The following is a 23418-nucleotide window of genomic DNA, read 5'->3' as shown; positions in this document are numbered from 1 at the left end:
AAGATGTTTAATCAGGAAGAAATTACAGCCTGGGAAAATGAACGGACCGGTTACGCCAAAGAACTTGTGAAAAATCACAAGGATCCTAGAAAAGAGAAATTAAAAGATTTTCGTAAGGGAATAAAGAAGAGTGTACACTTTAACAAAGAGATCAAAGAGGCAAGGAAATCGGATTATCAAAAATACAGAACGCAAATGAAAAGACTTCTTCGCAGTGAAAAATATGAATTATTACGCGGTTATAAGCGAACTAGCGGTTGGTTGACTTGGTAAGCTATTAAACAGCCGAAAACCACACCCGCAGCGTGTCAGCACAATTCCATAAAGCTATACCGACGGTACTAAAAGATATAAGACAGACGGACTCGAAGAAAGGGAAGTTTGCCGGCCGCGGCAGACTTCTTTTTTTGCTGTTAACGGATTGTGGTAAAATCACTACATGGAGCAGCGTGCTCTGCGAGATATCCTTCTTTTAAAAAAGCCGGATAGGGCGTAAACTGGAAGAAACATTTGAGGAGAGAGTTAAATGACAAACGAAGCAATAGCTATCAATCATGATGATCTTTTGGCTGATCTTGAGTACCGAGGGCTGGTGCAGCAATTCACCAACCGCGAGGAATTACATAAGAAGCTGACTAACGAGCGCGTTGTGCTCTACTGCGGATTCGATCCGACTGCGGACAGCCTCCACATTGGAAGCTTGCTGCCGATCTTGTGCCTGCGCCGCTTCCAACAGGCGGGTCATATTCCGCTTGCTCTGGTTGGCGGCGGAACGGGTTTGATCGGTGATCCGAGCGGCCGCTCGACTGAGCGGTCGCTCAATACAGCGGAAACCGTATCGCAATGGACGGAGAGCTTGAAGCGTCAGCTGTCCCGCTTTCTTGATTTTGAGGTGACGGAAAATCCGGCCAAGCTCGTGAGCAACTACGATTGGATTGAGCCGCTTGATGTTATTACTTTTTTACGGGATGTAGGCAAAAACTTTACCGTAAATTATATGCTTGCCAAGGACTCAGTCGACTCCAGGCTGTCATCGGGCATTTCCTTTACTGAATTCAGCTACATGATATTGCAGGCATACGACTTCCATAAGCTTCATCAAGAGCACGGCTGCGCTCTCCAAATTGGCGGCAGCGACCAATGGGGCAATATAACGGCAGGTCTCGATCTGATCGGCAAAATGGGCGGCGGAGACGCATACGGCATGACGATGCCTCTCGTGACGAAAAGTGACGGGAAAAAATTCGGCAAATCCGAATCCGGCGCGGTCTGGCTTGACCGCTCGAAGACTTCCGCGTACCAATTTTATCAATTTTGGATCAATACGGAAGATAACGATACGATTAAGTTTTTGAAATATTTCACTTTCCTCTCCCGTGCGGAAATCGAGGCTTTGGAGACGGAGCTTCAGACGCAGCCGGAAAAACGCGTTGCACAGCGCGAGCTGGCTCGTGAGATCACCCGGCTTGTTCATGGGCAAGAAGCGCTGGACAGCGCAGAGAAGATTACACAGGCATTCTTCTCAGGCGATGTTAATCAACTAAGCGAAGCGGAGCTTATCGAAGCGCTGCAGGACATGCCTACAACGGTGCTTACGAATAGAGAAGAGATCGGGCTAATGGATCTGCTTATCGAATCAGGAGCAGCCCCATCCCGTCGCCAAGCCAAGCAGGATATTGTGAGCGGCTCGATTTCCATTAATGGAACGAAGCAAACAGACGTTGAATCGGTCGTGGGCGCAGAGCAAAGGCTGTATGGCAAATTCGTCGTCTTGCGCCGAGGGAAGAAAAATTACTTCCTGATTAGATTCGAATAAAAGGAATTTCTCCTGTTAGTTGAAAGATGATCAGCGGGCATCAACCTCCGCCTTCAGAATAAAACAAACCAGGCTGCCGAATGGCAGCCTGGTTTGTTTCTGAGCGGGCTTGCTTGTTAGAGCATAACGCTAATGTTAAGAGCAATCCGCATGATGCTGAACTTAAGCGCCTGTCTTTACTAATTTGCTCTCCGCAGTCTTGCGGCGGGATCGCGTATGGGATACTCCGAAGGACGCTGTGGCTGTTGCTGCAGCGAGGATTACCCCGGTTGCTCCGATCCAGCTGATTGAGGTTAGCGAGGCTTGCTCTACGACGACACCGCCAAGGCCGGCGCCGGCAGCCATGCCAAGCTGAATCACCGAGGTGTTCAGACTAAGCATAATTCCGGAAGCTCCCGGAGCAAGCGACATTAAATAATATTGCTGAGTGGGGCCGGATGACCACGCAGTAAACGCCCAAAGCATAAGCAAAGGAAATACGATGACTGGGGACTGACCCGTCAGCGAGAGCAGAATAAGCGCGATCGTATGAAACAGCATGCCGCTGACTAATGTACGGGGAACGCCCCATCTATCAGTGCTGTAGCCTCCGATTTTGGAGCCGATCAGACTGGCGATGCCGAAAGCGAATAGTCCTGCGCTCACGCCCTGTTCACTCAATTTGGTTACCGTAAGCAGAAATGGTGAAATGTAAGTGTAGACGATAGAGTATCCGCCGATCCAAAGGAAGGACACCGTCAAGGCGACGGCAATTTTCGGCTGCTTCAATAGAGCAAGCTGATTGCGAAGCGGTATTGGCTCCTCGCCATCTGTTTGAGGAATGGCGAAAAAAATAATGAGCATAGCGAGCAGTCCCAATATGCCGATGGCTCCGAAGATCAACGGCCAGTCGTAAGCGGATGCTGCTAACCTTCCGAGAGGGACGCCAACGATCAAGGCTGTGCTGAAGCCCATAATGAGCGTTGCGATTGCGCTTCCCTGTTTATCGGGAGGAGCCAGCTTAGAAGCGACGGTCAGGGCGGTAACGACGAACACCCCGGTGCTAAGTGCGAGGACGATTCTTGATAGCAATAAAAATTCAAATCCAGGCAAAGCAACGGCGATTAAGTTGCCTACCGCAAATAGGCCAAGGGAGTAGAGCAGCAGACGGCGACGCTCCATACGTGCGGTTAAAGCCATGAGAATGGGTGTGCCAAAAGCGTAAGCCAGCGAAAAGACGGTAATCAACTGACCTGCCGCAGATACTGAAACTCCTACGTCCGCAGCAACCTTATCCAAAATGCCTGCAATAATAAATTCGGACGTTCCAACCAGGAAGCTGATAATAGCCAGCATGTAAATTTTCCACGCGTTCGACATACCAATAATGCTCCTCTCTCCACTCCAATATTTTTATATTTCTAGATATATAGAAATAAAATCGAAAAAAAATTACTCCAACAAATATGGCGCGTACTTTCTCGCCATTTCGCGGTTCACGCTGTAGTAGATATACGTACCGTCCTTGCGCAGTTCCAGCAGCCCGCTTTCCGTCAATTGCTTCAGGTGATGCGAGAGTGTTGAGCCGGCGACGGATTCCAGCTTAGTCCCAATATCGGAGCAGCACAAATTGACCTCCTCCGTGAGCAGCATAGCTATTTTAAGCCTGGTTGGCTCTCCGAGCGCTTTGTATACTTTGACAGCTTGACGCAGATCCGCATTGTCTTCTACCATCGTGACTTCACCTTATTTCCAGTAGTTGTTATTTCTATATGCGTAGAAATAAGATAGCATACCTTTTTTAGAAAGTAAACAGGAAATTGCAGGCGATGGTGATTTCCGGATTGCGCGGAGCCGGCCGGTCCACGATCCTGCTATGCGGAGTAAGGGGCTGCGCGAAGCCTCTTACGCCGGTTATGCTACAGTTGGTGAGCGTCTACCCAAGCAGAGAGAAACTTCAATTTCCCGTCAAAATAAGCATCGTCCTGCCATGCTCCCCAGACGCTGCTCCGCCCCGTATGGAGTCCAATCAGCCAGAGCTGCCTGACTGCAACGAATAAGGGAATGACGGCGATATCCTGCTCGTTTAGCGGGCGTTCCGCCAAATAAGCTTCGATGAAAGCGTCCCAGCATTCATCTTCGAAGCGATCTTCTTTGCCATGGACACGATCCCATAGAAATACGGATAGATCGTAGGAGCGCCAGCCTAAACCGCAGCAGTCGAAATCAAAGTGGGTCAGGCCGCCGTCTACCGTATGGAACACGTTCCAGCCATGCAGGTCACCGTGGCATAGCCCCCAATCATACGCTCCGTTTGCGACCGACTCGAGGCGCTTTCTAAGCCGGCCGGATATGTCGTCCACAAGCTTCAAATCATGCGGGCGATGCTGCAAAAACGGTTGAAGCTGCTGGAGCGGCTCATCAAGCAGATGGCTGGCATCAAGCTCAAAGCGCTTGTGCCGGGGAATATGGCGGTCCATCGCATGATGGAGATCAGCGATCGCGCGCCCGTAGGAGCGGCTTGTCTTCACATCGGATTTGCCTATTCCAGGAGCAAATGTGAACAGCACAGCGTAACGCAAGCCTTCCGGGGCGCTCAGCTCCGTTATCCATTCGCCGTCCCGCCTTGGAATCGGATACGAAACCGGCAGTCCGCAGTCCTTTAAGTGCATAAGCAGATCCAGCTCAAAGCGTATATCCGTTTCAGTTCGCCAGCTATGCTTGTAAATCCGTAAAATAAATTTACCGGCAGACGTTTCGGCTTCGTAAGTATCATTCAAGCCATTGGAGACGAACCGGCTCTTGAGCGGCGTGCCCATCTTATACAATAAGGCCATAGCGTCAAAAAGCTCTTCCTTATTGAAAACAGTATGTGCTGCAGAAATGTGGAGCATAGCGGAATCATCCTTCTAACCGTTTTAACGTTGTTTAATTACATCCTATCCGAATCGCGGGCAGAATGGCATAGAAATATTGGCTATAATTGTTTATTACCAGGTTGTTACAATGATCGGGCTAAAGACCATAAAAGCTTTTACGAAGCAACCGAATGTCGACGCGCGGCTCGATATCGATCTGGATAGCCTTAAACGGCATATGATCAGACGTCATCCCGAATCCGCCGCGCACCTTGCTCATCCGTGATGGGGAAGCCCGCGGTTGTGTCACGCTTGATGGCCTTGGCATGCTGGTTAATCAGGGTGTTATCAGTATCCAGCATTGGACGGGCATTGCCGCGGACCCCTCTGTAATGCGTCTAAAGCTGGAAGAGCTGTTCGCCATTAAGTAGCGCAGCAACACGGCTTGCAATGATTTACGAGGGGAAGATGTTGTATGAACTTGGAGCTATTAGAACAAATAGAATACGAGTTGGAATTCACATGCTTCACAAATGAAGATGCCAGATTATCAAGCGGTAGGAGGAGCTTTTCCGATTCGGGTTAAAGGCGCGGGCGTTATAGGCTCAGTGACAGTATCAGGTTTATCGCCGCAGCTTGATCATGATTATGCGGTTGAAGGTGTTAAGAGGTTTTTGAAGAAATAATAGTATGGTATGTTTATGATCATGAAATACGTCTACTGGAGGTAATGATGAAACCAACAATCAATAAGGACACACAGCTTTGCATGTCACTTGCCGGCAGGCCGGGGAATTTTGGCACCCGGTTTCACAATTTTTTGTATGATGAGTTAGGTCTTGATTTCATTTACAAAGCATTTACGACAAACGATTTGCAAGCGACCATCGGCGGCATCCGGTCTTTAGGAATTCGTGGTTGTGCCGTTTCAATGCCGTACAAAGAGGCGTGTATTCCATTTTTGGACGAGATGGATGATTCGGCGACCGCTATCCAGTCCGTCAACACAATCGTGAATGATAATGGCCGGCTGCGGGCTTATAACACCGACTATATTGCAGTTTCGCAACTGCTCGAGCAGCATCAAGTGCGGCGTGACAGTGTTTTCGCGCTGCGCGGGAGCGGCGGCATGGCTAAAGCTGTTTTATGTGCGCTGCGCGATGCGGGATTTCGTTCCGGTCATGTCATCGCCAGAAACGAAGCTGCAGGCCGTTCGTTAGCAGAAGGCTACGGATATGAGTGGAGAGAAGAGCTGGGAGCCATACGTCCTGATCTCTTGGTAAATGTCACGCCCATCGGCATGGCAGGCGGCAAAGAGTCGGATGACCATTCCTTCGAGCCGGAGGCTGTCGATAAGGCTGAGACCGTATTTGATGTGGTCGCTCTTCCTGCTGAGACGCCGCTGATCCGCCTCGCAAGGCAGAAGGAGAAGAAGGTTATTACGGGAGCGGAAGTATTCGCTATCCAAGCATTGGAGCAATTTATTCTGTACACAGGCGTACGTCCGAGTGACGAGCAGTTCAAACGTGCCTCCGAGTACGCGCGCGGCTGATGCTGCTAAGCGCAAACTAACTAAAGCTCAAAAGAATAACCGAGGCAGTCCAGAACCTGTTGATCTGGATTGCCTCGGTTATTTGCATTTACATAGTCATTTTATACGTTAACGGCGCTGGCTTCGACCATCCAGCCGAACGGGTCCGCAAGCTTGCCCATCTGAATGCCGGTTAGCGTATCGTAGAGCTTCTTGGAGAGCTCGCCTGTCTGTCCTTTGTTGATGACGAGCACGTCATCCTTCCAGTTCAGTTCGCCGATCGGAGAAATAACAGCAGCTGTCCCTGTACCGAAAGCTTCCTCCAGCTCGCCTTTGCGGCTGGCCTCGTACAATTCCTCTATCGTGATCGGACGCTCTACAACCTGGATGTTCCAATGCTGGAGCAGCTGAATAATGGAATTACGGGTTACACCGTCCAAAATGCTGCCATTCAGCGCGGGCGTATGCACGACGCCGTTGATTTTGAAAAAGACGTTCATGCTGCCGACTTCCTCGATATATTTGCGGTGCACGCCATCAAGCCACAGTACCTGGGAATAGCCTTTCTCCTTGGCAAGCTCCTGCGCTTTCAGGCCGGCAGCGTAATTGCCTGCAGTCTTCGCTTCGCCCACGCCGCCCTTTACAGAACGGACGTAATCCGATTCGACGAAAATTTTGACCGGGTTCACGCCCTCGGTATAATAAGCGCCTACCGGCGACATGATGATGATGAATTGATAGTGGGTAGACGGCGCCACGCCAAGCTGCGCCTGAGTTGCGATGATGAAAGGACGAATGTACAGCGATGTGCTTGGGGCTGTCGGAATCCAGTCCTTATCAACCGCGATCAGCCGCTTCAAAGCTTCGATCGTCGTATCGATATCAAGTTCGGGAACGCTGAGACGCTCGTTAGAGCGGTTCATTCTTTGTATGTTTTTTTGAGGTCTGAACAGCAGTACGCGGCCATCATCGGTTTTATACGCTTTCAAGCCTTCAAAGATCGTTTGTCCATAATGGAATACTTTGGCTGCCGGGTCTAATACGATCGGTTGGTAAGGTATGATACGCGGCTTATGCCAGCCGTTGTCCGTCGAATAATCCATAATAAACATATGATCCGTAAAATGGTTGCCGAATCCAAGCTGATCCGCCGCTGGTTGTTGTTTCTTGTTTTTGGTTAACTCGATTTCCAATGATTGAAGCAATTGGCCCATCTCCCTTTAGTGATCGATAATTGAATGCTAACACTTCATACGATATATTTAAAATATCTATTTTATTGAATGTCTATACCTTTTGGGTATAGATGAACGGAGTGAACGGAATGGATATGCGACAGCTTAAATACTTCCTAACTATAGCACAAGAAGGACAGGTTACGCGTGCGGCCAAGCTGCTTAATATGGAGCAGCCGCCCCTCAGCAGGCAGCTCAAGCTGATGGAGGAGGAGCTAGGCGTCAAGCTGTTTGAACGCAATGGCAAGGGGCTGAAGCTCACCGATTCGGGAGAGCTGCTTAAGCAGAAGGCGGAAGCGCTGCTCGTGCAATTCGATGAATCCCTCCGGGAAGTCAAGGGGGTGGAGGAGGGCGTTCGGGGCGTCCTGTCGATCGGGTCGGTCGTGTCCTGCATTTCCTTATTGCCGAAGCGGATCGAGCTGTTCAGGGAAAGGTATCCCCAGGTTACGTTTAAAATATCGGAGGGCGACCACTTTTACTTAGGCGAGCAGCTTGAGAAGCGGGCCATTGATTTGGTCGTCGCTAGACTTCCGTTTGAGGCGCAGAGGCATCCGCAGCAGTATACCATTTTGCCGCTGCCTTCAGACCCGTTCGTAGCTGTTATTCCGAGTTCCTGGACGGCGTATTCCAGCAAGGAAGCGATTTGCATGAAGGAGCTAGCCCAGTTTCCGTTCCTAACCTTGAAGACGGACAAAACGACGCGTATGCATGAGCAGGTCGTGAACGAGTGCAAGCGGCACGGCTTCGTGCCTAATATTATATGCGAATGCTCGAGCGTTGCGATTATTATGTCGCTTATCGCAGGAGGAATTGGCGCAACCGTATTCCCGAAGTCGGTCATGTCTTCTTTTCCAAGCACCGTTGTCAAAATGCTCGATATCGAGGATGCGGACTTTCAATCCGATGTCGGCATCCTTTGGCTGAGGGACCATTATCTGCCTAAGCGCGCGAAACAGTTTATTGAAAGCTTCCGGACGGAAATGTGAAAGGCAGGGGAAAGCGCATGGTACATAACATAAGGCTGGCGGAAGCCAAGCTTCGCACCTATCAGCAGGAGCATGTCCTGAAGGTTCTGGAGAGACTAACCGGGGCGGCGAAAAACAAACTGGCCGCTCAAATTGAGCAAATAGATTTCGAACGGCTGTTCAAAGCGCTGGATGAGCGTAAACGGTCCAAAGAGGTGAAGTATTCCAGCATAACGCCGATCCGCTATGAGGACTGGGACGGTTATGAGGAGGAACAACAGCGTGCTTTTACCGAGCTGGGATGGGAGCTTCTACGGAATGGGAAAATCGGAGCGGTCGTCGTTGCGGGGGGCCAAGGCAGCAGACTGGGACATCGCGGGCCGAAAGGCACGCTTGATATCGGACTTCCCTCCGGGAAGTCGTTATTTCAGCTTCAGGCGGAACGGCTGCTTCATCTGTCGCGGAGAGCCGGCAAGTCTATTCCTTGGTACATCATGACTAGTCCGGACAACCATGAAGAGACAATATCTTTTTTTCGCTCGTTTCATCACTTTGGCTATCCGGCCGGGGACTGCTTTTTCTTCCGGCAAAATGTGATGCCTGCGCTTGATCATGAAGGCAAGCTGCTGCTTTGCGACGATGGCGCAATCAAGCTTGCCCCTAGCGGGCATGGCGAATGTTTTGCATCATTAAAGCGGTCTGGCGCATTAGCCGATATGAAGCAAAGAAATTTGGACTGGTTATTTTATTATAATGTAGACAATGCGCTTATTAAGGCAGCTGATCCCGCTTTTATCGGCGTCGCTGTCTCGCATAACAATAAAGTTGCAACGAAGGTGATCGAGAAGACGGATATCGATGAAAAGATCGGTATCGTTTGTTTGAATCACGGTCGTCCGGCTGTTTTGGAGTATAACGAGATTCCGGATGAAATAAATGAAGCAAGAACGAGGGACGGACGCTTGCTTTATAATTTGGGGCATATTTCTATTCATTTATTTAAGCTTGATTTCATAGAAGAGCATGCCGATGCCGATATCCCCTTTCATGTCGCCTCCAAGAAGCTGGATCACTTCGATTACTTAGGAAACCATATAACGCCGGCTGAGCCAAACGCGTATAAGCTCGAGCGGTTCATTTTTGATTTTTTCCCGCTTGCTGATCAATTGACCGTATTAAAGGCAAGACGTGAAGAGGAGTTCGCTCCCGTGAAAAACAAGACGGGGGCGGACAGTCCGCAAAGTGCGCGTAATCTCGTGCTTGCGCTTCATCAGAAGTGGCTGCATGATGCGGGAATTCGGCTGGAACAGCTGAAGGAGCGCGATATTGAGATTTCGCCATTGCTTTCATATAACGGCGAGGGATTGAAGGCAGAAGACGTGAATGTGCCATTCAGGGATGAATGAAGGGCTGGACATATAGGGAAATGTTTACAATACGAACATATGTGCGGTATAATAGAGATGGATATTGGTATGGATATTGATTTCGATACGGATGGAGATGATTTCATGACTGAAGCAGGAGCAGCGTCCATACCGCTTTTGCAGCATAATCTGGATGATTATTGCCAGTCGCTTACCCGATCGGGCTATCTTAACGGCTGTGTACTGGTCGCTTCCGAGGGACGGATCGTTCTATGCAAGGGCTACGGAATGGCAAACTTCGAGCACGATATACCGAATACGCCGCAAACGATATTCCGCATCGGCTCCATCACGAAGCAATTTACGGCCATGGCTATCGTCATGATGCATGAGCTAAAACTTCTGAACGTAAACGATCCAATCGCGAGGTACATCCCCGGCTATCCGAATGGCGATACCATTACGGTTCATCATCTGCTCACAAATACGTCAGGCATACCGAATTTCACCAGCTTTCATGATTATGTTGCGAAGATGCGGCTTGCTTCTTCTACGGAAGAGACCGTTGCAAGATTTTCGGACAAGCCTTTGCTGTTTGAGCCGGGGGAAAGGTTCGATTACAGCAATTCAGGCTATGTGCTTCTTAGTTATATCATTGAGCGGGTAACGAACCGGGACTATGAGGATTATATCCATCATGCTATTTTGAAGCCGCTTGGCTTGATCAATTCAGGCTATGACAACGCAAAGAAAATTTTGAAAAATCGCGCTTCCGGCTATGAGGTATGCGGCGGCCGGGTTAATGCGGAATTTATGGACATGTCCATCCCATCCGGCGCCGGCGGCTTGTATTCGACCATCGAGGACCTGTACATATGGGGTCTGGCTTTACATACCCAGCGGCAAATTAGCGAGCAGGCCTATGAGCGCATGACTACTCCGTTCAGGGAGCGATATGGCTATGGACTATTTATATATGAGGAAGAGATTCTCGGCAGCAGCAGAAAGGTGATTGGGCATAGCGGCGGCATTAACGGGTTTCTGTCTGAGATGAAGCATTATAAGAATGAGGATTTAACGGTAATCGTGTTGTCCAATTTAGCGACGACGCAGGTGGGGCCAATTAGTCAGCAGCTGGCGCGAATCGCTTTTGGCGGAGAGCTTAAGCATTTTGATCTGCACGAAGCAGAGCGAACCGAAGAAATGCTCGGAGGCGCCGAGAAAGCTGTGCGGAGGCCAGGCTCATGATTAAAGCCGTTATTTTTGATCTGGACGGTACGCTGCTCGACCGGGACCAGTCCTTATTGCATTTTGTGGAGGAGCAATATGATAGAATCATTCAACCTAAATTTTCGGTAGACAAAGAAAGCTATATTAACCGTTTTATTTCATTAGACAGTCGGGGCTATGTATGGAAGGATCGTGTATACCAATCGCTCATCCGCGAATTTGAGCTGCAGCTTGATTGGAATTTGCTGCTGGACGACTATAAGGCAGGCTTCTCCGCGCATGCCGTTCCGTTTGCTCATGCTGTTGAATTGCTCGGCAGCTTGGTGAGCAAAGACTATAAGCTAGCGATGATCACGAACGGGTTCGGCGATTTTCAAGCGGGCAACATTCATGCTTTGGGGATAGCCGGATATTTTGATAGCATTCTTATTTCTGAAGTGGAAGGCTTAAGGAAGCCCGAGCCTGCTATTTTTCTGAGGGCAGCGGATAAATTGGGCGTGAAGCCTGAGGAATGCGTATATGTAGGCGACCATCCGATCAATGATGTTATCGCGAGCAAAGCAGCTGGGATGAAGGGGATATGGAAGGAAGACAGCTATTATACGGATTCATTCGAATATGATGCCAAAGTTAGAGATTTGAGAGAAATAGAGCTCATACTGGAGCGGTGGCGCATGATGGCGGAGTAACAAAGTATCGCTAATGCGAGGTTGAAGTTGCCATTTTGCGGTGCAGTAGGCACAATAATGTAAATTATTGGAAGGGTTGGGAGTATGAGAAGGAAGGATGAGGAGCTTAGGGACGGTCCTCGGTTTTCATATTTCTATTCTCATACGAAACACTAAAGCGCTGCTGCTTTAGTGTTTTTTTATGCACAAAATGGCGATGGAGGGATTCTAATGATTTGAAGAAGTATGGGGCTGAAATATCGACCGTTATGTCGGTTATCGAAAGGGACCCATTGGGGAGATCCAACCTTGAGGCGGCAGGCTTTACATACATTTCATTGTTCAAAATAGGCGAGCTTCTGCAAGCAGAGACTATGTAGGACTGCCGAAAGTCTAGTGCTATAGGTGCGAATAAATATGCTTTATAAGGAAAAATGATAGTAAGACCTTATTAAACTTATTGGATATATGAATTTAAATTCGGTAATATGTATTATTATACAGATTACAATTATGATAGAACGTATGAATTTGTTCATTCTATAGGGAGTAAGGAGATTATGAAGTGAGAATTTCGTTAGAGCTTGTTCCAAGAGACGAGGCTGTGCTGAAAGCGGAGCTTCAATTGATTAAAGAAAATTTTCCTGAAATTAATACGATAAATATACCAGATTTGTTGAGATTCGAGCTCCGCAGCTGGGAAGCGTCCTGCATGTCCAGATCACTATATGAGTTTTGCATTCCCCATATCAGGGCAATGGATTTCGATAGCTCGAAGCCGCTTCCATTCATCGACCGCTTAGATAAGCATCGTATTACCGAGGTGCTCGTCGTCACGGGTGATGCTCCAAAAAATAGCGGGCATCAGGTATATCCGACGACGTGCACCGATTTAATTACCAAAATCAAGAAGGAGCACCCCCATATCAAAGTTTATTCAGCGATAGATCCGTATCGGGGCAGCATGCGTGAGGAATATGAGTATGTGCAAAGAAAATTGGAGGCTGGAGCAGACGGCTTCTTTACGCAGCCGTTTTTCGATCTGCGGTTAATAGAGCTTTATTCGGAAATGCTGGAGGGCTCGGATATTTTTTGGGGCGTATCGCCGGTCGTCTCGGCCGGGTCTCAAAAATATTGGGAAACGAGAAATAATGTCGTTTTTCCATCGGATTTTCAGCCGACATTAGATTGGAATATTGCTTTCTCCAGAAAGGCTTTGGACTTCACGAAGCAAACGAAGAGCAATATTTACTTTATGCCGATTAAGGTTGATATGGCGGCTTATTTTGACGGTGTATTCAACAAAGTGCTGGTGTAAAGCTTGTTAACCAAATCGTTTGATTTGACCGAAATAATCCGATTGATTGTGAAAACCCAGGCGTTTAAGCTGACTTTGAACTGAGACCCGTATGATGGACATTTTGAAAAAAGTGACCAGCTTATGGGTTTTTGAGTTTTAATCAAATTATCGAGAAATCGGGCATATTGACGATAGCGTCAGTCGAAACTATATTAATTTAAACTGAAAATAAAAAAAGGGTGTCGTTTAATGGACCCCTTAGGCTTACTTATTGATCCGCTTTAGGTATCTATTATCTCCCGTTTTTACCCAGAGAAGAAAGTTTAATCGGTTATAAATGAATGTTTTTTTTATTTTCTCCACGATCGTCTTCTTTTGTACGATGTTATTCACCTCTATTCTGTAATAACGGACCGCCTGTATCCACCCTTTTACGATCTAGCGCCATTTGCTGCTCTTTTGTAAAGGTGACTCGTAGTTTGGATAGTCCCGTATGTTCGTTGATGTAGACGGTCTTAGATTTACCTTGAATAGTCATGAATAGTTTTGTCCATTCTTCAGGGTTAAACATATGACCAACTCCTTTTGGAAGCGCTTTTATATTTAAATATTATGTCCAAGAAACGTGGTTCATGCATCTCTTTACATACTTCCTGCCCTGACCAAGTCCGACAGCGAGCACGTGTTAAACCATGGGTGCTTACATACTCCAAAAATCGTCTTGTTTGAAGCAGGGAAGCGATATACGAATAGAGAAAATTGTACATGCGAGGGATGCCAATGATCCATGAATTGCAAACGATAGAAAGCTATAAAAGGTTGTAAGCGCAGATGAGTATGAAATCGGGATTAACACGTATGCGGCTGAGCACCGCGGCAAGGGGCTTGCGAGCGCAATGGCAATGGCGTTCATTAATAAATGTCTCAGTCTCGGCGGGACACCACACTGGACGACAGAATATTTTCGCAAGGATTCGATTGCGATCGCAAATAAACTTTGCTTTAAGCAGCTTCCCAATTATCCGGTTTATTATTTAGCTTTTGAGGATTTTATCTGATGCTCGATTTTGAGCGCGGCGATGGTAAAATAAACTAAGCGGATGCGATGGAGAGCCGTTTGTGTCTCAATTAAAATGAAGGTGGTATTTCAGACGAATGGCAAAAGGGAAATATTATGTGGTTTGGGTTGGCAAGAAGACTGGCGTGTTTACATCTTGGCCGGAATGCCAGGCGCAGGTGAGCGGTGTGCAGGATGCTAAGTATAAGTCCTTCGAGACGAAGCCGCTCGCGGATGCGGCGTTTAAGGAGGGCTGGCGCAATCATTGGGGTAAGGGCAAGGAAACTGCAGGCGCCAAAACAGGCACCGGTTTGAAGCAGCCTGTCTTGCTGCAAGCGGAAGCGGCATCCATCGACTACGATAGTATATCCGTTGACGTGGGCACGAGAGGCAACCCGGGTCCCGTTGAGTTCAAAGGCGTCGATACGCAGACCGGCGAGATTTTATTTTATGTCGGCCCGATCCCGAACGGAACGAATAATTTGGGCGAGTTTATCGCAATCGTACATGCTCTTTCCTATCTGAAGGAGAAGGGCAGCGATAAAACGATCTACAGCGATTCCAGAACGGCGCTCAGCTGGCTTCGCAATAAGAAGGCAGCCTCGACTTTAAAGCGGGATGCCTCGACAGCGAAAATATGGGAGCTGACGGATGAGGCGGTTAAGTGGCTTCAAACGCATACGTATACGAATAAGGTTTTGAAATGGAATACCGAGGAGTGGGGAGAAATTAAAGCTGATTTTGGCCGGAAATAATAGCGTATATGGAATGGAAGGGCAGTATACATAAGACTCGGCTAGATTATGGGAGGCACTTCGCATTACGGAAGGAAGCAGCAATGAAGCGGCAGCTATAATTACATTCGGTTTCCCCGGAGCGATGACGGGGAAACTTTTTTGTGCTTCTTAAACGTTTTGCTAAAGTAATAGATGTCATTAAAGCCCGTTGCGGCTGCAACCTCCGATACCGACAGCGGACTGTGGCGCAGCAAATAGTCGGCTTTGCCGAGGCGTGTCAAGGTAACGTATTCCGTTACCGTATGGCCGCTCAATTCTTTGAACAGGCGGCTGAAGTGGTAGCGGCTTAGATTAGCCATACCCGCCAGCATCTCGACGGACAACTCGTCCTTGTATTGCTTCTCGATGTATTGGAAGACGGGCGCGAACCGCTCGATGTTTTTCATGCGCTCGGCATATTCGTCCTGCGTAAGCACGGTGGCGACATGAGCGCGCAGCAGCAGTGTCAGCAGCCGGTACAATTCCGACTTAATGGCAAGCTCATAACCGAACTCCCGCTGCTCCAGCTCATTGATTATAGCAAGCATACAGGAAGTTACTTTGCTGTCAGCGCCGATATCATTTCGCAGCAGCAAGCGGTTCTGCGTGATCGGCGTAATGAATTTGGTTTCGGCGGCGTCCACCGACTGGCTGTGCAGCAAGGAAATGTCGGCAATGAGCGCATAGTAGTACAAATTTGACGACATGCTGATTCCGTAATGCAGCTCGTTGCTGTTCACGACGATAAGATCTCCTGCGGAAGCCATAATCGTCGTTGAACCGCATTCAATGTAGGCTTCACCCGTAATAATATATAGAAACTCAAGATGCTCATGAAAGTGATGCGGGAAAATGACTACTCCCTGCTGGTCGAAGGCATTCCGGTGCAGCTTGATCGGAAAATGCGGATCAGGCATGTCCATGGGCTCGCGCAGCTCTTCGAATTTCTCCACCTTGCTCGACCTCCTCATCAGGATAGCACAATTGTACAAACAAACCGCACAGCTTTACATGGAGTTGCATGTTGAAACCATTATAATACGAAAGTATAGACATGCAAATCCATGCGATACAATCAAAGGAGAGATTAGCAATGAAGCCGGTAAAAATTGCGGTTATTGGAACAGGCTCTATCTCGTCATTCCATTTAGATTCCTATAAGAAAAACCCGAATGCGAACCTTTACGCGGTGTGCGATTTGAACGAGGAGCGGGCTAGGGCGGCGGCTGAGAAATACGGCGCAGAAAAGGTTTATACCGATTACCGCGAGCTGCTTGCCGATCCGGTTATTGAAGCGGTCAGCATATGTACGTGGAACAATACGCACGCTGAAATTAGCATTGCCGCACTTGAAGCGGGCAAGCATGTGCTGGTCGAGAAGCCGCTATGCCGCACCGTCGGGGATGCGCTTCTCATACAAGAGGCCGTTGCCAAATCAGGCAAGCTGCTTCAGGTCGGATTCGTCCGCCGTTACGATACGAACGCGCAGCTGCTGCATGCAATGGTAGACAGAGGAGAGTTTGGCGAAATTTATTTTGCCAAAGCGTCGACGCTCAGGCGTCTTGGCAATCCGGGCGGCTGGTTCTCCGATATCGAACGCTCGGGCGGCGGGCCGCTCATTGATATTGGCGTCCATGTCATCGACCTGTGCTGGTATATGATGGGCCGGCCAAAGCCGGTATCGGTTAGCGCGAATACTTACCGCAAGCTTGGCAATCGCTCGAATGTCAAAAATTTAAGTTATTACCAAGCGGCCGATTTCGATGCGGGCAAAAATACAGTCGAAGATTTGGCAAATGCGCTTATCCGCTTCGAGAACGGGGCTTCGCTGCTCGTTGATGTCAGCTTCACGCTGCATGCCAAGTCTAATGAGTCCGCGGTTAAGCTTTACGGGGAGAAAGGCGGTTTTGAGATCGATCCGGAGACGGTTATTGTAACGGAGCAGAACGACACGATCTTAAACATATATCCGCAGACGGACAATAAAGGCTTCGATTTCGTGGGAGCTTTCCAGAATGAAATCGACCATTTCATCGACTGCGTATCAAACGGCCGGCAGCCGATCAGTCCTGTTGAGGATGGCGTGGAAATCATGAAAATACTGGTCGGTATTTATGAATCGGCAGCGAAAGGGGCGGAGGTGCGTTTATGAAGCTGGGGATCAGCACGTACAGCTTATACAATGCAATTAACAGTGGCGAAATGACGATCCGGGAAGCGATCGCATATATAGCATCTATTGGCGCGGAGCATGCGGAAATCGTACCGATGGGCTTCAACCTTACCGAAAATCCGGAGTTAATCGAAGTCATTAAGAAGCAGGCGGAGGAGAGCGGAATCGAGCTGTCCAACTATGCGGTAGGCGCGAATTTTTCCGGCTTGAACGAGGAGCAGTACGAGCAGGAGCTTGCACGCTTGAAGCATGAGGTGGATATCGCGGCAGCGCTCGGCGTGAAGAAGATGCGTCATGACGTAGCATCGTCTAGCAATCTATCGATTTCTAATTTCCTCCAGGAGCTGCCGAGGCTGGCTGCAGCTTGCCAAGCTGTCGCGGACTATGCAGCCCCATTCGGCATTACAACTAGCGTAGAGAATCATGGCTATTATATTCAGCACAGCGACCGCGTGCAGGCGCTCGTTAAGGCAGTAGGCCGTCCAAACTTTAGGACGACGCTGGACGTAGGCAACTTCTTATGCGTGGATGAGAATCCTGCTGCCGCCGTCGCAAACAATATTAGCTTTGCTTCCATGGTGCATATCAAGGACTTCTATTATCGTCCGTCTACGGAAAGGCTGGGCGAAGGCTGGTTTAAGTCGTCTAGCGGCAACTGGCTGCGCGGCGCAATCGTCGGGCATGGCGATATCGCGATGCAGCAAGTGCTGCGACTGGTGAAGGAAAGCGGCTACAATGATTTTATATCCATCGAGTTTGAAGGCTTGGAAGAATGCCGGCTTGGCACGAGGCTTGGCTTCGAATTCGTAAAGCGCGTATGGAATGAACTATAACCGAAGGAGCGAGGCGGATATGGCATTGCCTATTATAACGAATAAAATTGGCGTTATCGTGGACAGCTTTCAGGTTGGGGTGAAGGAAGGCCTGCTCAAAGCGAAGCAGGTAGGTGCGGATGGCGTACAAATGTACGCGGTGCACGGCGAGCTGGATCCGGCTAACCTCGGGGCAGCGGCGAGAAAAGAATGGAAGTCCTATATCGAAGCGCTTGGCCTCGATATTTCCGCCTTAGTCGGCGATTTGGGCGGCCACGGATTTCAGGACCCGGCGGAAAACCGCGAAAAGATCGATAAATCCAAGCGGATTATGGAGCTTGGCATGGAGCTTGGAACAAACATCATTACAACGCATATCGGAATTGTGCCGGGCGACAAGAACAGCCGCGTTTACGAGACGATGCATTCCGCCTGTGAAGAACTGGCCCGTTTTGCAAGCGATATGAACGCGTACTTCGCCATTGAGACGGGACCCGAAACCTCCTCTCATTTGAAATCCTTCCTTGATGGCCTCGGCACGAAGGGAGTAGCGGTTAATTTCGACCCTGCCAACATGGTGATGGTAACGGGCGATGATCCCGTTCAAGGCGTCCGCAATTTGAAAGATTATATCGTTCATACTCATGCGAAGGATGGCGTAAAGCTTGGTCATATCGACCCTCGTGACGTCTACGGAGATTATGGCTATGAGGTATCGCTCGACCATGAGAAAATTGCCGTAATGGCCGAATCCGGCTCGGCGTTCCGCGAGGTTCCGCTCGGAGAGGGCGGCGTGGATTGGCCGGCTTACCTGCGGGCGCTTCAGGAGATTGGCTATACCGGCTATTTGACGATCGAACGCGAGGTCGGTACTAATCCAGAGGCGGATATTAGCAAGGCTGTTCGGTTTTTGAAAGGGTTTAGGGCGTAACAGGGGTTACAACAGAAGGTGAAGGGAGAATTAATTCCCCCACCTTTTTTTGTGCTTGCTTGCAGCGCATCTTGTTTACAAGTGAAAGATCCGGGCTTGCGGTTACAGGGGAGATTAAATCTAATTATTATATCTATTTGGTTGCATTTCAATTTCTCGTGGTAAATAGGTCTAGTTTTTAGATCTATATGCAGGATATAGGGACTTTAGCGAGTGTTTCAGCAGAGAATCGAGGAGATAGATCTAAATTTTAGATCTATTTCCTTAGGGGAACAATAATGCTGGATCATGAAACCCGGCTTTGGCTGTCGATCGGATACAGCGGCGGGTTGCCGCCGCTGCATCGGTATGCAAGGTCGTTGAGCAGCTTTCTCCAGCATTCCTCTGAACATTAAACCATTTGCTCTTGCCAGATTCCGCTAGTTAGAAACAGCTAGTGACGAATATTGATTAACAGGTCTTTCTAGTCCAAAATGCTCGCGAAGCGTGCTGCCTGTATAGCTGGTTCGGAATAGTCCCCGGCGCTGCAGCTCAGGTATAACCTGCTCCGCAAACTCTTCAAGACCAGCAGGCAGGTAAGGAGGCATGACATTAAAGCCGTCGCTGCCGCCCTTCACAAACCATTCCTCAAGCTGATCGGCTATTTGGACGGCAGTGCCTGCGAAGGTGCGGTGTCCGCGTCCTCCCGCCAGGCGGTGAAGCAATTGACGAATCGTAAGGTCCTCGCGCGCCGCCAAGTCGACGACTAATTGGAAGCGGCTCTTGTTGCCGTTGATCTCCTCCAGACTTGGAAGCTCAGGCAGCTTTCCGTCGAGCGGATAGGTGAACAGATCGACGTTCAACATATTCGAGAGCTGGTTTAAGCCATAATCTATGATGGTCAGCTCATTTAATTCCTGTTCTTTTTCCTTTGCTTCCGATTCGCTGCTTCCGATGATCGGGCAAATGCCGGGCAGAATCAGCAATTGCTCGGGAGTGCGGCCGTATTTGACCAATCTGGACTTTACGTCGGAATAAAAATGCTGCGCTTCCGTTAAGGTTTGCTGAGCTGTGAATATCGCCTCGGCGTACTGAGCGGCAAATTCCTTGCCGTCCTCGGAGGAGCCGGCTTGAACAAGCACCGGATAGCCCTGCGGCGAGCGGGGAATGTTGAGCGGACCGCGTACTTTAAAGACATCTCCGGCATGATTGATGCTCCGGACCTTCTGATGATCGGCAAAGGTGCCCGAATCGCGGTCGATAATCAGAGCATCGTCCTCCCAGCTGTCCCAAAGTCCCGTCGTCACTTTCAGAAACTCATTCGCCCGTTCATAACGTTTGCTGTGCTCCAAATGGGTGTCCTTGCTGAAATTGTTTGCTTCCACCGCGCTTCCGGAGGTGACGATATTCCAGCCCGCGCGTCCTTTGCTGATATGATCGAGCGAGGCAAACTTGCGCGCAACATGAAACGGCTCGTTGTAGGTGGTCGAGACGGTTCCGATTAGGCCGATATGATCGGTTACGGATGCGAGCGCGGAAAGCAGCGTAAACGGTTCAAGTCCGACGAAAGCGCCATGCTTGATATTATTGTTAACCGCTAAGCCGTCTGCCAAAAATAGCGAATCGAATTTAGCAGCCTCGGCCGTCTTCGCCAGCCGCTGGAAATAACGAATATCGGTAATATTTTGCGGCTCCGTGCTTGAATGTCTCCAGGCTGCCTCATGGTGTCCTGCGTTCATAATAAATAAGTTCAAATGCAGCTGCCTCGTTATTTGGCTCATCCTCATCTCACCTTTCTATTCGCTGTGGGTTTGTTTCCATCTAGTCAAACGTTTCTCTAACCCAACCAATAAATAATTAATAATCAAGCCGATAACTGAGATCGAAATAATGCCGGCATACATGTTCGGGATTTGGAAGTTGAATTGCGCATATTGAATCAAGTAACCGAGTCCGGATTGGGCGCCAACCATCTCGGCGGCCACGAGAACGAGTATCGAACTGGCACCAGCCTGCCGAATACCAACGAACATCGTTGGAAGCGCGGCGGGGATGATGACCTTGTAAAATAATCGAACGGAAGACAGGCCCATGGAGCGGGCGGATTTAATCAAGAGCGGGTCTACGTTTTGAACACCGCTGATAGTGTTTAGCAAGAGCGGGAAAAAGCACGCATAAAGAACAATGGCAATCTTCGAGGTCTCGCCAAGACCGAGCAGCAGGATGAAGACCGGAAGGATGGCCAAAGCCGCCGTGTTCCTCATCAATTCCAGCAAAGGATTTAAATACTCGGACACGGACTTCCACCAGCCGATAGCTAGCCCGAGCGGGATGCTGATGACGATGGCGAGCAGAAATCCGCCGGCTGACCGCAATAAGCTGGCTGACGTATGCTCTGCCAAATCACCGGAAATGAGCAGTTGCCACCAAGCGCTGAGCACCTCGCTTAAGGGAGGGAAAAACGTAATATTAACGAGTCCGATTCTCGGTGCAAGCTCCCAGAAGATAAGCAGGGAGGCGATGACGACCGATACTTTGAACGCCTTGCGCAGCTTAGACAAAGACCATTCAACTGCTAAAAAACCTTTGTTGTCACGAAGGATAACTGTTTCACCCGCGCTGCCGTTAGCCATCGTTAGCCACCTCCTTCAAAGATGAATTACCGCTTGGAAAGCTGCTTAATGTTTTCGTCTTTTCTTGCTCCTGAGCCCGGCTTACCTCGTCCTTAAGCAAATCCCATATTTCATGGCGCAGTTTGACGAACTCAGGATTTGCCCTCAGATCCTCCTCGCTTCTGCGGGATTCGAAGGGGATATCGATAACTTGCTTGATCCGTCCGGGACGAGAGGTCATGACAGCGACGCGCTGCCCCAGGTAGACGGCTTCTTCAATGCCATGTGTAATGAAAATAATCGTTTTCTTGGTCGCTTCCCAGATGCGGAGCAGCTCGCTTTGCAGCGTTTCGCGCGTTTGCGCGTCAAGCGCGGCAAACGGTTCATCCATAAGCAGCACCTCAGGATCATAGGCGAGGCTTCTTGCAATGGCTACCCGCTGCTTCATCCCGCCGGAGAGCTCATGCGGATAACGATTCTCGAATCCGGCAAGGCCGACCAAAGCAATATACTGCTGTGCGATTTCCCTTCGTTCCTTGCGGCCGATGCCCTTCGCCTCCAAGCCGAACTCGACATTAGCGAGCGTTGTTTTCCATGGAAACAAGGCATATTGCTGGAAGACGATGCCTCGATCCAGATTAGGTCCGGTAATCGCTTTGCCGTCGAGTAATATTTGGCCGCTATTTGGCTTTGTTAGTCCGGCAAGCAAATCAAGAAGCGTTGATTTGCCGCAGCCGCTGGGACCGACGATAACCATGAATTCTCCTTGCTTGACATCCAGATTAATATCTCTTAGCGCGGATACGGGCTGCGAGTTTTCCTTTATATGTCCTAAGTTTCTTTGGATTCGAAATGATTTCTGAACATGCTGAATGCTTATTTTCGCTGTCATACGGCACCTCTCCCTCTGGATGGATTACTTGGTTTCATTCAGGTAAGGACTGAACTCGTTCGTATACAAATCCGACGCCTTGATTTGGCCTTTCTTCAGCGTGCCTTCCGCCTCAAACCAATTGATCCACGTATCAAATTCTTTATCGGAGATCAAACCGCCTTTCCCTGCAACGCCTGTGCTCCGCCAATACTTAACAGATGAAGCATCTTCCTTTCTGCCGCGTTTGTTAATGATCGCTTCGTAACGGGCAATAACCTCTTCTCTAGGCGTTTCGCGAGCCCATTCGATGGCTTTGGCAGTCGCTTCAACGAATAACCGTGTCGCATTCGGATTGTCTTTAATGAATTTGTTGGAGAGAACATAGCTTCCTGCGCTAAAGATTCCGAACAAATCGGTATCTTTGAATAAAGGATGAATGCCGCCGCGCTCCAATGCTTTATCTCTTAACACCCCGCCCAACGAGGCGATGTCGATTTGCTTGTCACGCAGTGCCTGCTCGGTTGAGACTGGCGGTATGACGACCAGCGTTACCTGTTTAATTTCCTCCAGGGTTAATCCTGCTCTGCGCAAATATTCTTTAATAACCGCTTCATGGTGACCGCCGAGCGTATTCATGCCGACCTTTTTGCCAATGAGATCCTTAGCGGATTTGATAGGGCTGCCGTCCAGCGCATAATAACCCGTCCAGGTATTCTCATCAGAGCCGTAATAAGCGAGGACGGAGGTGATCTCCGCTTTAGCCGCAATCAGCTTGACGATCGCCCCGTTAAAGGCGCCGCCAAAGTCGGTATCTCCTGTAACGACGGATTGGATATCTTGAGGTCCGCTGATCGTATTGCCGATATATTTCAGCTTGAGCGGTGCCAAATACCCCAAGTCCTCCGCTAATTCAGGAAAAGAGACGGAGCCGGTCCAGCCTTGATAACGCAGCTCGGATACTTCCGGCAATCCGTCATTTCCCGCACTTGCTTTTGCAGCCTCCTTGTTCCCGCAAGCCGATAGCAGGATAGCTGCTGCTATAAGCAGGAGTAAGACGGAGCTGATTTTTTTTTGTGATGTTGTTTTCATTGAATAACCCTCCCGTTGTTCGAAATACTGAAATTCCTATAGACTTACTTTGAATTAATTTCTATAATTGACTATAGGATCAGTCTCGTGAATTGTCAATGAAATGACGACGAATGACCATGAATGACGAGGAATGACAATGAGGGCTTTGAATTTGTCAAAGAAG

24 protein-coding genes and 1 pseudogene are annotated in these 23418 nt (G+C 49.1%); 15 read left to right on the top strand and 10 right to left on the bottom strand.

Annotated features, from left to right (window positions below; translation table 11 throughout):
• The first annotated feature begins 3 nt into the window (after nt 1-3).
• Both AC0YNZ_RS20185 and tyrS read left to right on the top strand, forming a co-directional pair.
• Nucleotides 4-273, top strand: coding sequence for a hypothetical protein (locus AC0YNZ_RS20185; RefSeq protein WP_475828302.1), 270 nt, complete (start codon nt 4-6; stop codon nt 271-273).
• Nucleotides 274-526: 253 nt separating this feature from the next.
• Complete coding sequence (gene tyrS, locus AC0YNZ_RS20180; protein WP_475828301.1) at nt 527-1816, top strand: tyrosine--tRNA ligase; 1290 nt, start codon at nt 527-529, stop codon at nt 1814-1816.
• Nucleotides 1817-1978: 162 nt separating this feature from the next.
• On the opposite strand, the gene AC0YNZ_RS20175 is transcribed toward tyrS, so the two are convergent.
• The 3 genes from AC0YNZ_RS20175 to AC0YNZ_RS20165 form a co-directional block, all read right to left on the bottom strand.
• Nucleotides 1979-3175 (bottom strand): MFS transporter, encoded by a 1197-nt coding sequence (locus AC0YNZ_RS20175; RefSeq protein ID WP_475828300.1) that lies wholly within the window; start codon nt 3173-3175, stop codon nt 1979-1981.
• A 72-nt stretch (nt 3176-3247) separates the two neighbouring features.
• Nucleotides 3248-3529: an ArsR/SmtB family transcription factor gene (locus AC0YNZ_RS20170; RefSeq protein WP_475828299.1), complete on the bottom strand. Its 282-nt coding sequence runs from the start codon at nt 3527-3529 to the stop codon at nt 3248-3250.
• Nucleotides 3530-3714: 185 nt separating this feature from the next.
• Nucleotides 3715-4689, bottom strand: coding sequence for a phosphotransferase (locus AC0YNZ_RS20165; RefSeq protein WP_475828298.1), 975 nt, complete (start codon nt 4687-4689; stop codon nt 3715-3717).
• Between the two features lie 290 nt (nt 4690-4979).
• On the opposite strand from AC0YNZ_RS20165, the gene AC0YNZ_RS20160 reads away from it, so the two are divergent.
• From AC0YNZ_RS20160 to AC0YNZ_RS20150, 3 genes are all read left to right on the top strand, one after another.
• Nucleotides 4980-5084 (top strand): hypothetical protein, encoded by a 105-nt coding sequence (locus tag AC0YNZ_RS20160; protein ID WP_475828297.1) that lies wholly within the window; start codon nt 4980-4982, stop codon nt 5082-5084.
• 102 nt (nt 5085-5186) lie between these two features.
• Nucleotides 5187-5339: a heme-binding protein gene (locus AC0YNZ_RS20155; protein WP_475828296.1), complete on the top strand. Its 153-nt coding sequence runs from the start codon at nt 5187-5189 to the stop codon at nt 5337-5339.
• A gap of 44 nt (nt 5340-5383) precedes the next feature.
• Nucleotides 5384-6205, top strand: a complete 822-nt coding sequence (locus tag AC0YNZ_RS20150) for a shikimate 5-dehydrogenase (protein ID WP_475828295.1) — start codon at nt 5384-5386, stop codon at nt 6203-6205.
• A gap of 101 nt (nt 6206-6306) precedes the next feature.
• Here AC0YNZ_RS20150 and AC0YNZ_RS20145 read toward each other — a convergent pair whose 3' ends face one another.
• Nucleotides 6307-7389, bottom strand: coding sequence for a branched-chain amino acid aminotransferase (locus AC0YNZ_RS20145; RefSeq protein ID WP_475828294.1), 1083 nt, complete (start codon nt 7387-7389; stop codon nt 6307-6309).
• Nucleotides 7390-7508: 119 nt separating this feature from the next.
• Here AC0YNZ_RS20145 and AC0YNZ_RS20140 point away from each other — a divergent pair, with 119 nt between their 5' ends.
• From AC0YNZ_RS20140 to AC0YNZ_RS20120, 5 genes are all read left to right on the top strand, one after another.
• On the top strand, nt 7509-8405 hold the full coding sequence (locus AC0YNZ_RS20140; protein ID WP_475828293.1) for a LysR family transcriptional regulator: 897 nt from the start codon (nt 7509-7511) through the stop codon (nt 8403-8405).
• A 17-nt stretch (nt 8406-8422) separates the two neighbouring features.
• Complete coding sequence (locus AC0YNZ_RS20135; RefSeq protein ID WP_475828292.1) at nt 8423-9790, top strand: UTP--glucose-1-phosphate uridylyltransferase; 1368 nt, start codon at nt 8423-8425, stop codon at nt 9788-9790.
• Nucleotides 9791-9859: 69 nt separating this feature from the next.
• Nucleotides 9860-10999: a serine hydrolase domain-containing protein gene (locus tag AC0YNZ_RS20130; RefSeq protein WP_475828291.1), complete on the top strand. Its 1140-nt coding sequence runs from the start codon at nt 9860-9862 to the stop codon at nt 10997-10999.
• Nucleotides 10996-11670 carry an HAD family hydrolase gene (locus AC0YNZ_RS20125; RefSeq protein WP_475828290.1) on the top strand — a complete coding sequence of 225 codons (675 nt, stop codon included), beginning with the start codon at nt 10996-10998 and terminating at the stop codon, nt 11668-11670. Before AC0YNZ_RS20130 ends, AC0YNZ_RS20125 begins: the two co-directional genes overlap by 4 nt.
• A gap of 544 nt (nt 11671-12214) precedes the next feature.
• On the top strand, nt 12215-12967 hold the full coding sequence (locus AC0YNZ_RS20120; protein WP_475828289.1) for a methylenetetrahydrofolate reductase: 753 nt from the start codon (nt 12215-12217) through the stop codon (nt 12965-12967).
• Between the two features lie 367 nt (nt 12968-13334).
• Here AC0YNZ_RS20120 and AC0YNZ_RS20115 read toward each other — a convergent pair whose 3' ends face one another.
• Nucleotides 13335-13520: a hypothetical protein gene (locus AC0YNZ_RS20115; RefSeq protein WP_056642829.1), complete on the bottom strand. Its 186-nt coding sequence runs from the start codon at nt 13518-13520 to the stop codon at nt 13335-13337.
• A gap of 262 nt (nt 13521-13782) precedes the next feature.
• Between AC0YNZ_RS20115 and AC0YNZ_RS20110 the strand changes: the two are divergent.
• Nucleotides 13783-14007 (top strand): annotated as a pseudogene (locus AC0YNZ_RS20110) (GNAT family N-acetyltransferase); the annotation flags it as partial.
• A gap of 97 nt (nt 14008-14104) precedes the next feature.
• Nucleotides 14105-14761, top strand: a complete 657-nt coding sequence (gene rnhA, locus AC0YNZ_RS20105) for a ribonuclease H (RefSeq protein ID WP_475828288.1) — start codon at nt 14105-14107, stop codon at nt 14759-14761.
• Between the two features lie 101 nt (nt 14762-14862).
• On the opposite strand, the gene AC0YNZ_RS20100 is transcribed toward rnhA, so the two are convergent.
• Nucleotides 14863-15735 carry an AraC family transcriptional regulator gene (locus tag AC0YNZ_RS20100; RefSeq protein WP_475828287.1) on the bottom strand — a complete coding sequence of 291 codons (873 nt, stop codon included), beginning with the start codon at nt 15733-15735 and terminating at the stop codon, nt 14863-14865.
• A gap of 140 nt (nt 15736-15875) precedes the next feature.
• Between AC0YNZ_RS20100 and AC0YNZ_RS20095 the strand changes: the two genes are divergently transcribed.
• From AC0YNZ_RS20095 to AC0YNZ_RS20085, 3 genes are read left to right on the top strand one after another with little or no spacing between them, the layout of a single operon-like run.
• Nucleotides 15876-16934, top strand: a complete 1059-nt coding sequence (locus tag AC0YNZ_RS20095; protein WP_475828286.1) for a Gfo/Idh/MocA family protein — start codon at nt 15876-15878, stop codon at nt 16932-16934.
• On the top strand, nt 16931-17788 hold the full coding sequence (locus AC0YNZ_RS20090) for a sugar phosphate isomerase/epimerase family protein (RefSeq protein ID WP_475828285.1): 858 nt from the start codon (nt 16931-16933) through the stop codon (nt 17786-17788). Before AC0YNZ_RS20095 ends, AC0YNZ_RS20090 begins: the two co-directional genes overlap by 4 nt.
• A 19-nt stretch (nt 17789-17807) precedes the next feature.
• Nucleotides 17808-18698, top strand: a complete 891-nt coding sequence (locus tag AC0YNZ_RS20085) for a sugar phosphate isomerase/epimerase family protein (protein ID WP_475828284.1) — start codon at nt 17808-17810, stop codon at nt 18696-18698.
• A gap of 419 nt (nt 18699-19117) precedes the next feature.
• On the opposite strand, the gene AC0YNZ_RS20080 is transcribed toward AC0YNZ_RS20085, so the two are convergent.
• The 4 genes from AC0YNZ_RS20080 to AC0YNZ_RS20065 are packed head-to-tail and all read right to left on the bottom strand — an operon-like array spanning nt 19118 to nt 23252.
• Nucleotides 19118-20458 (bottom strand): LLM class flavin-dependent oxidoreductase, encoded by a 1341-nt coding sequence (locus tag AC0YNZ_RS20080; RefSeq protein ID WP_475828283.1) that lies wholly within the window; start codon nt 20456-20458, stop codon nt 19118-19120.
• 15 nt (nt 20459-20473) lie between these two features.
• A complete protein-coding gene (locus AC0YNZ_RS20075; protein WP_475828282.1) occupies nt 20474-21310 on the bottom strand; it encodes an ABC transporter permease in 837 nt (278 codons plus the stop codon).
• Nucleotides 21303-22181, bottom strand: coding sequence for an ABC transporter ATP-binding protein (locus tag AC0YNZ_RS20070; RefSeq protein WP_475828281.1), 879 nt, complete (start codon nt 22179-22181; stop codon nt 21303-21305). The genes AC0YNZ_RS20075 and AC0YNZ_RS20070 overlap by 8 nt, the downstream gene beginning before the upstream one ends.
• A gap of 24 nt (nt 22182-22205) precedes the next feature.
• Complete coding sequence (locus AC0YNZ_RS20065) at nt 22206-23252, bottom strand: ABC transporter substrate-binding protein (RefSeq protein ID WP_475828280.1); 1047 nt, start codon at nt 23250-23252, stop codon at nt 22206-22208.
• Nucleotides 23253-23418 lie beyond the last annotated feature (166 nt).

The organism is Paenibacillus sp. J2L1-98 (assembly GCF_056269405.1).
The sequence above is the reverse complement of the archived record's forward strand: the minus strand, read 5'-3'. Positions and strand labels throughout refer to the sequence as shown.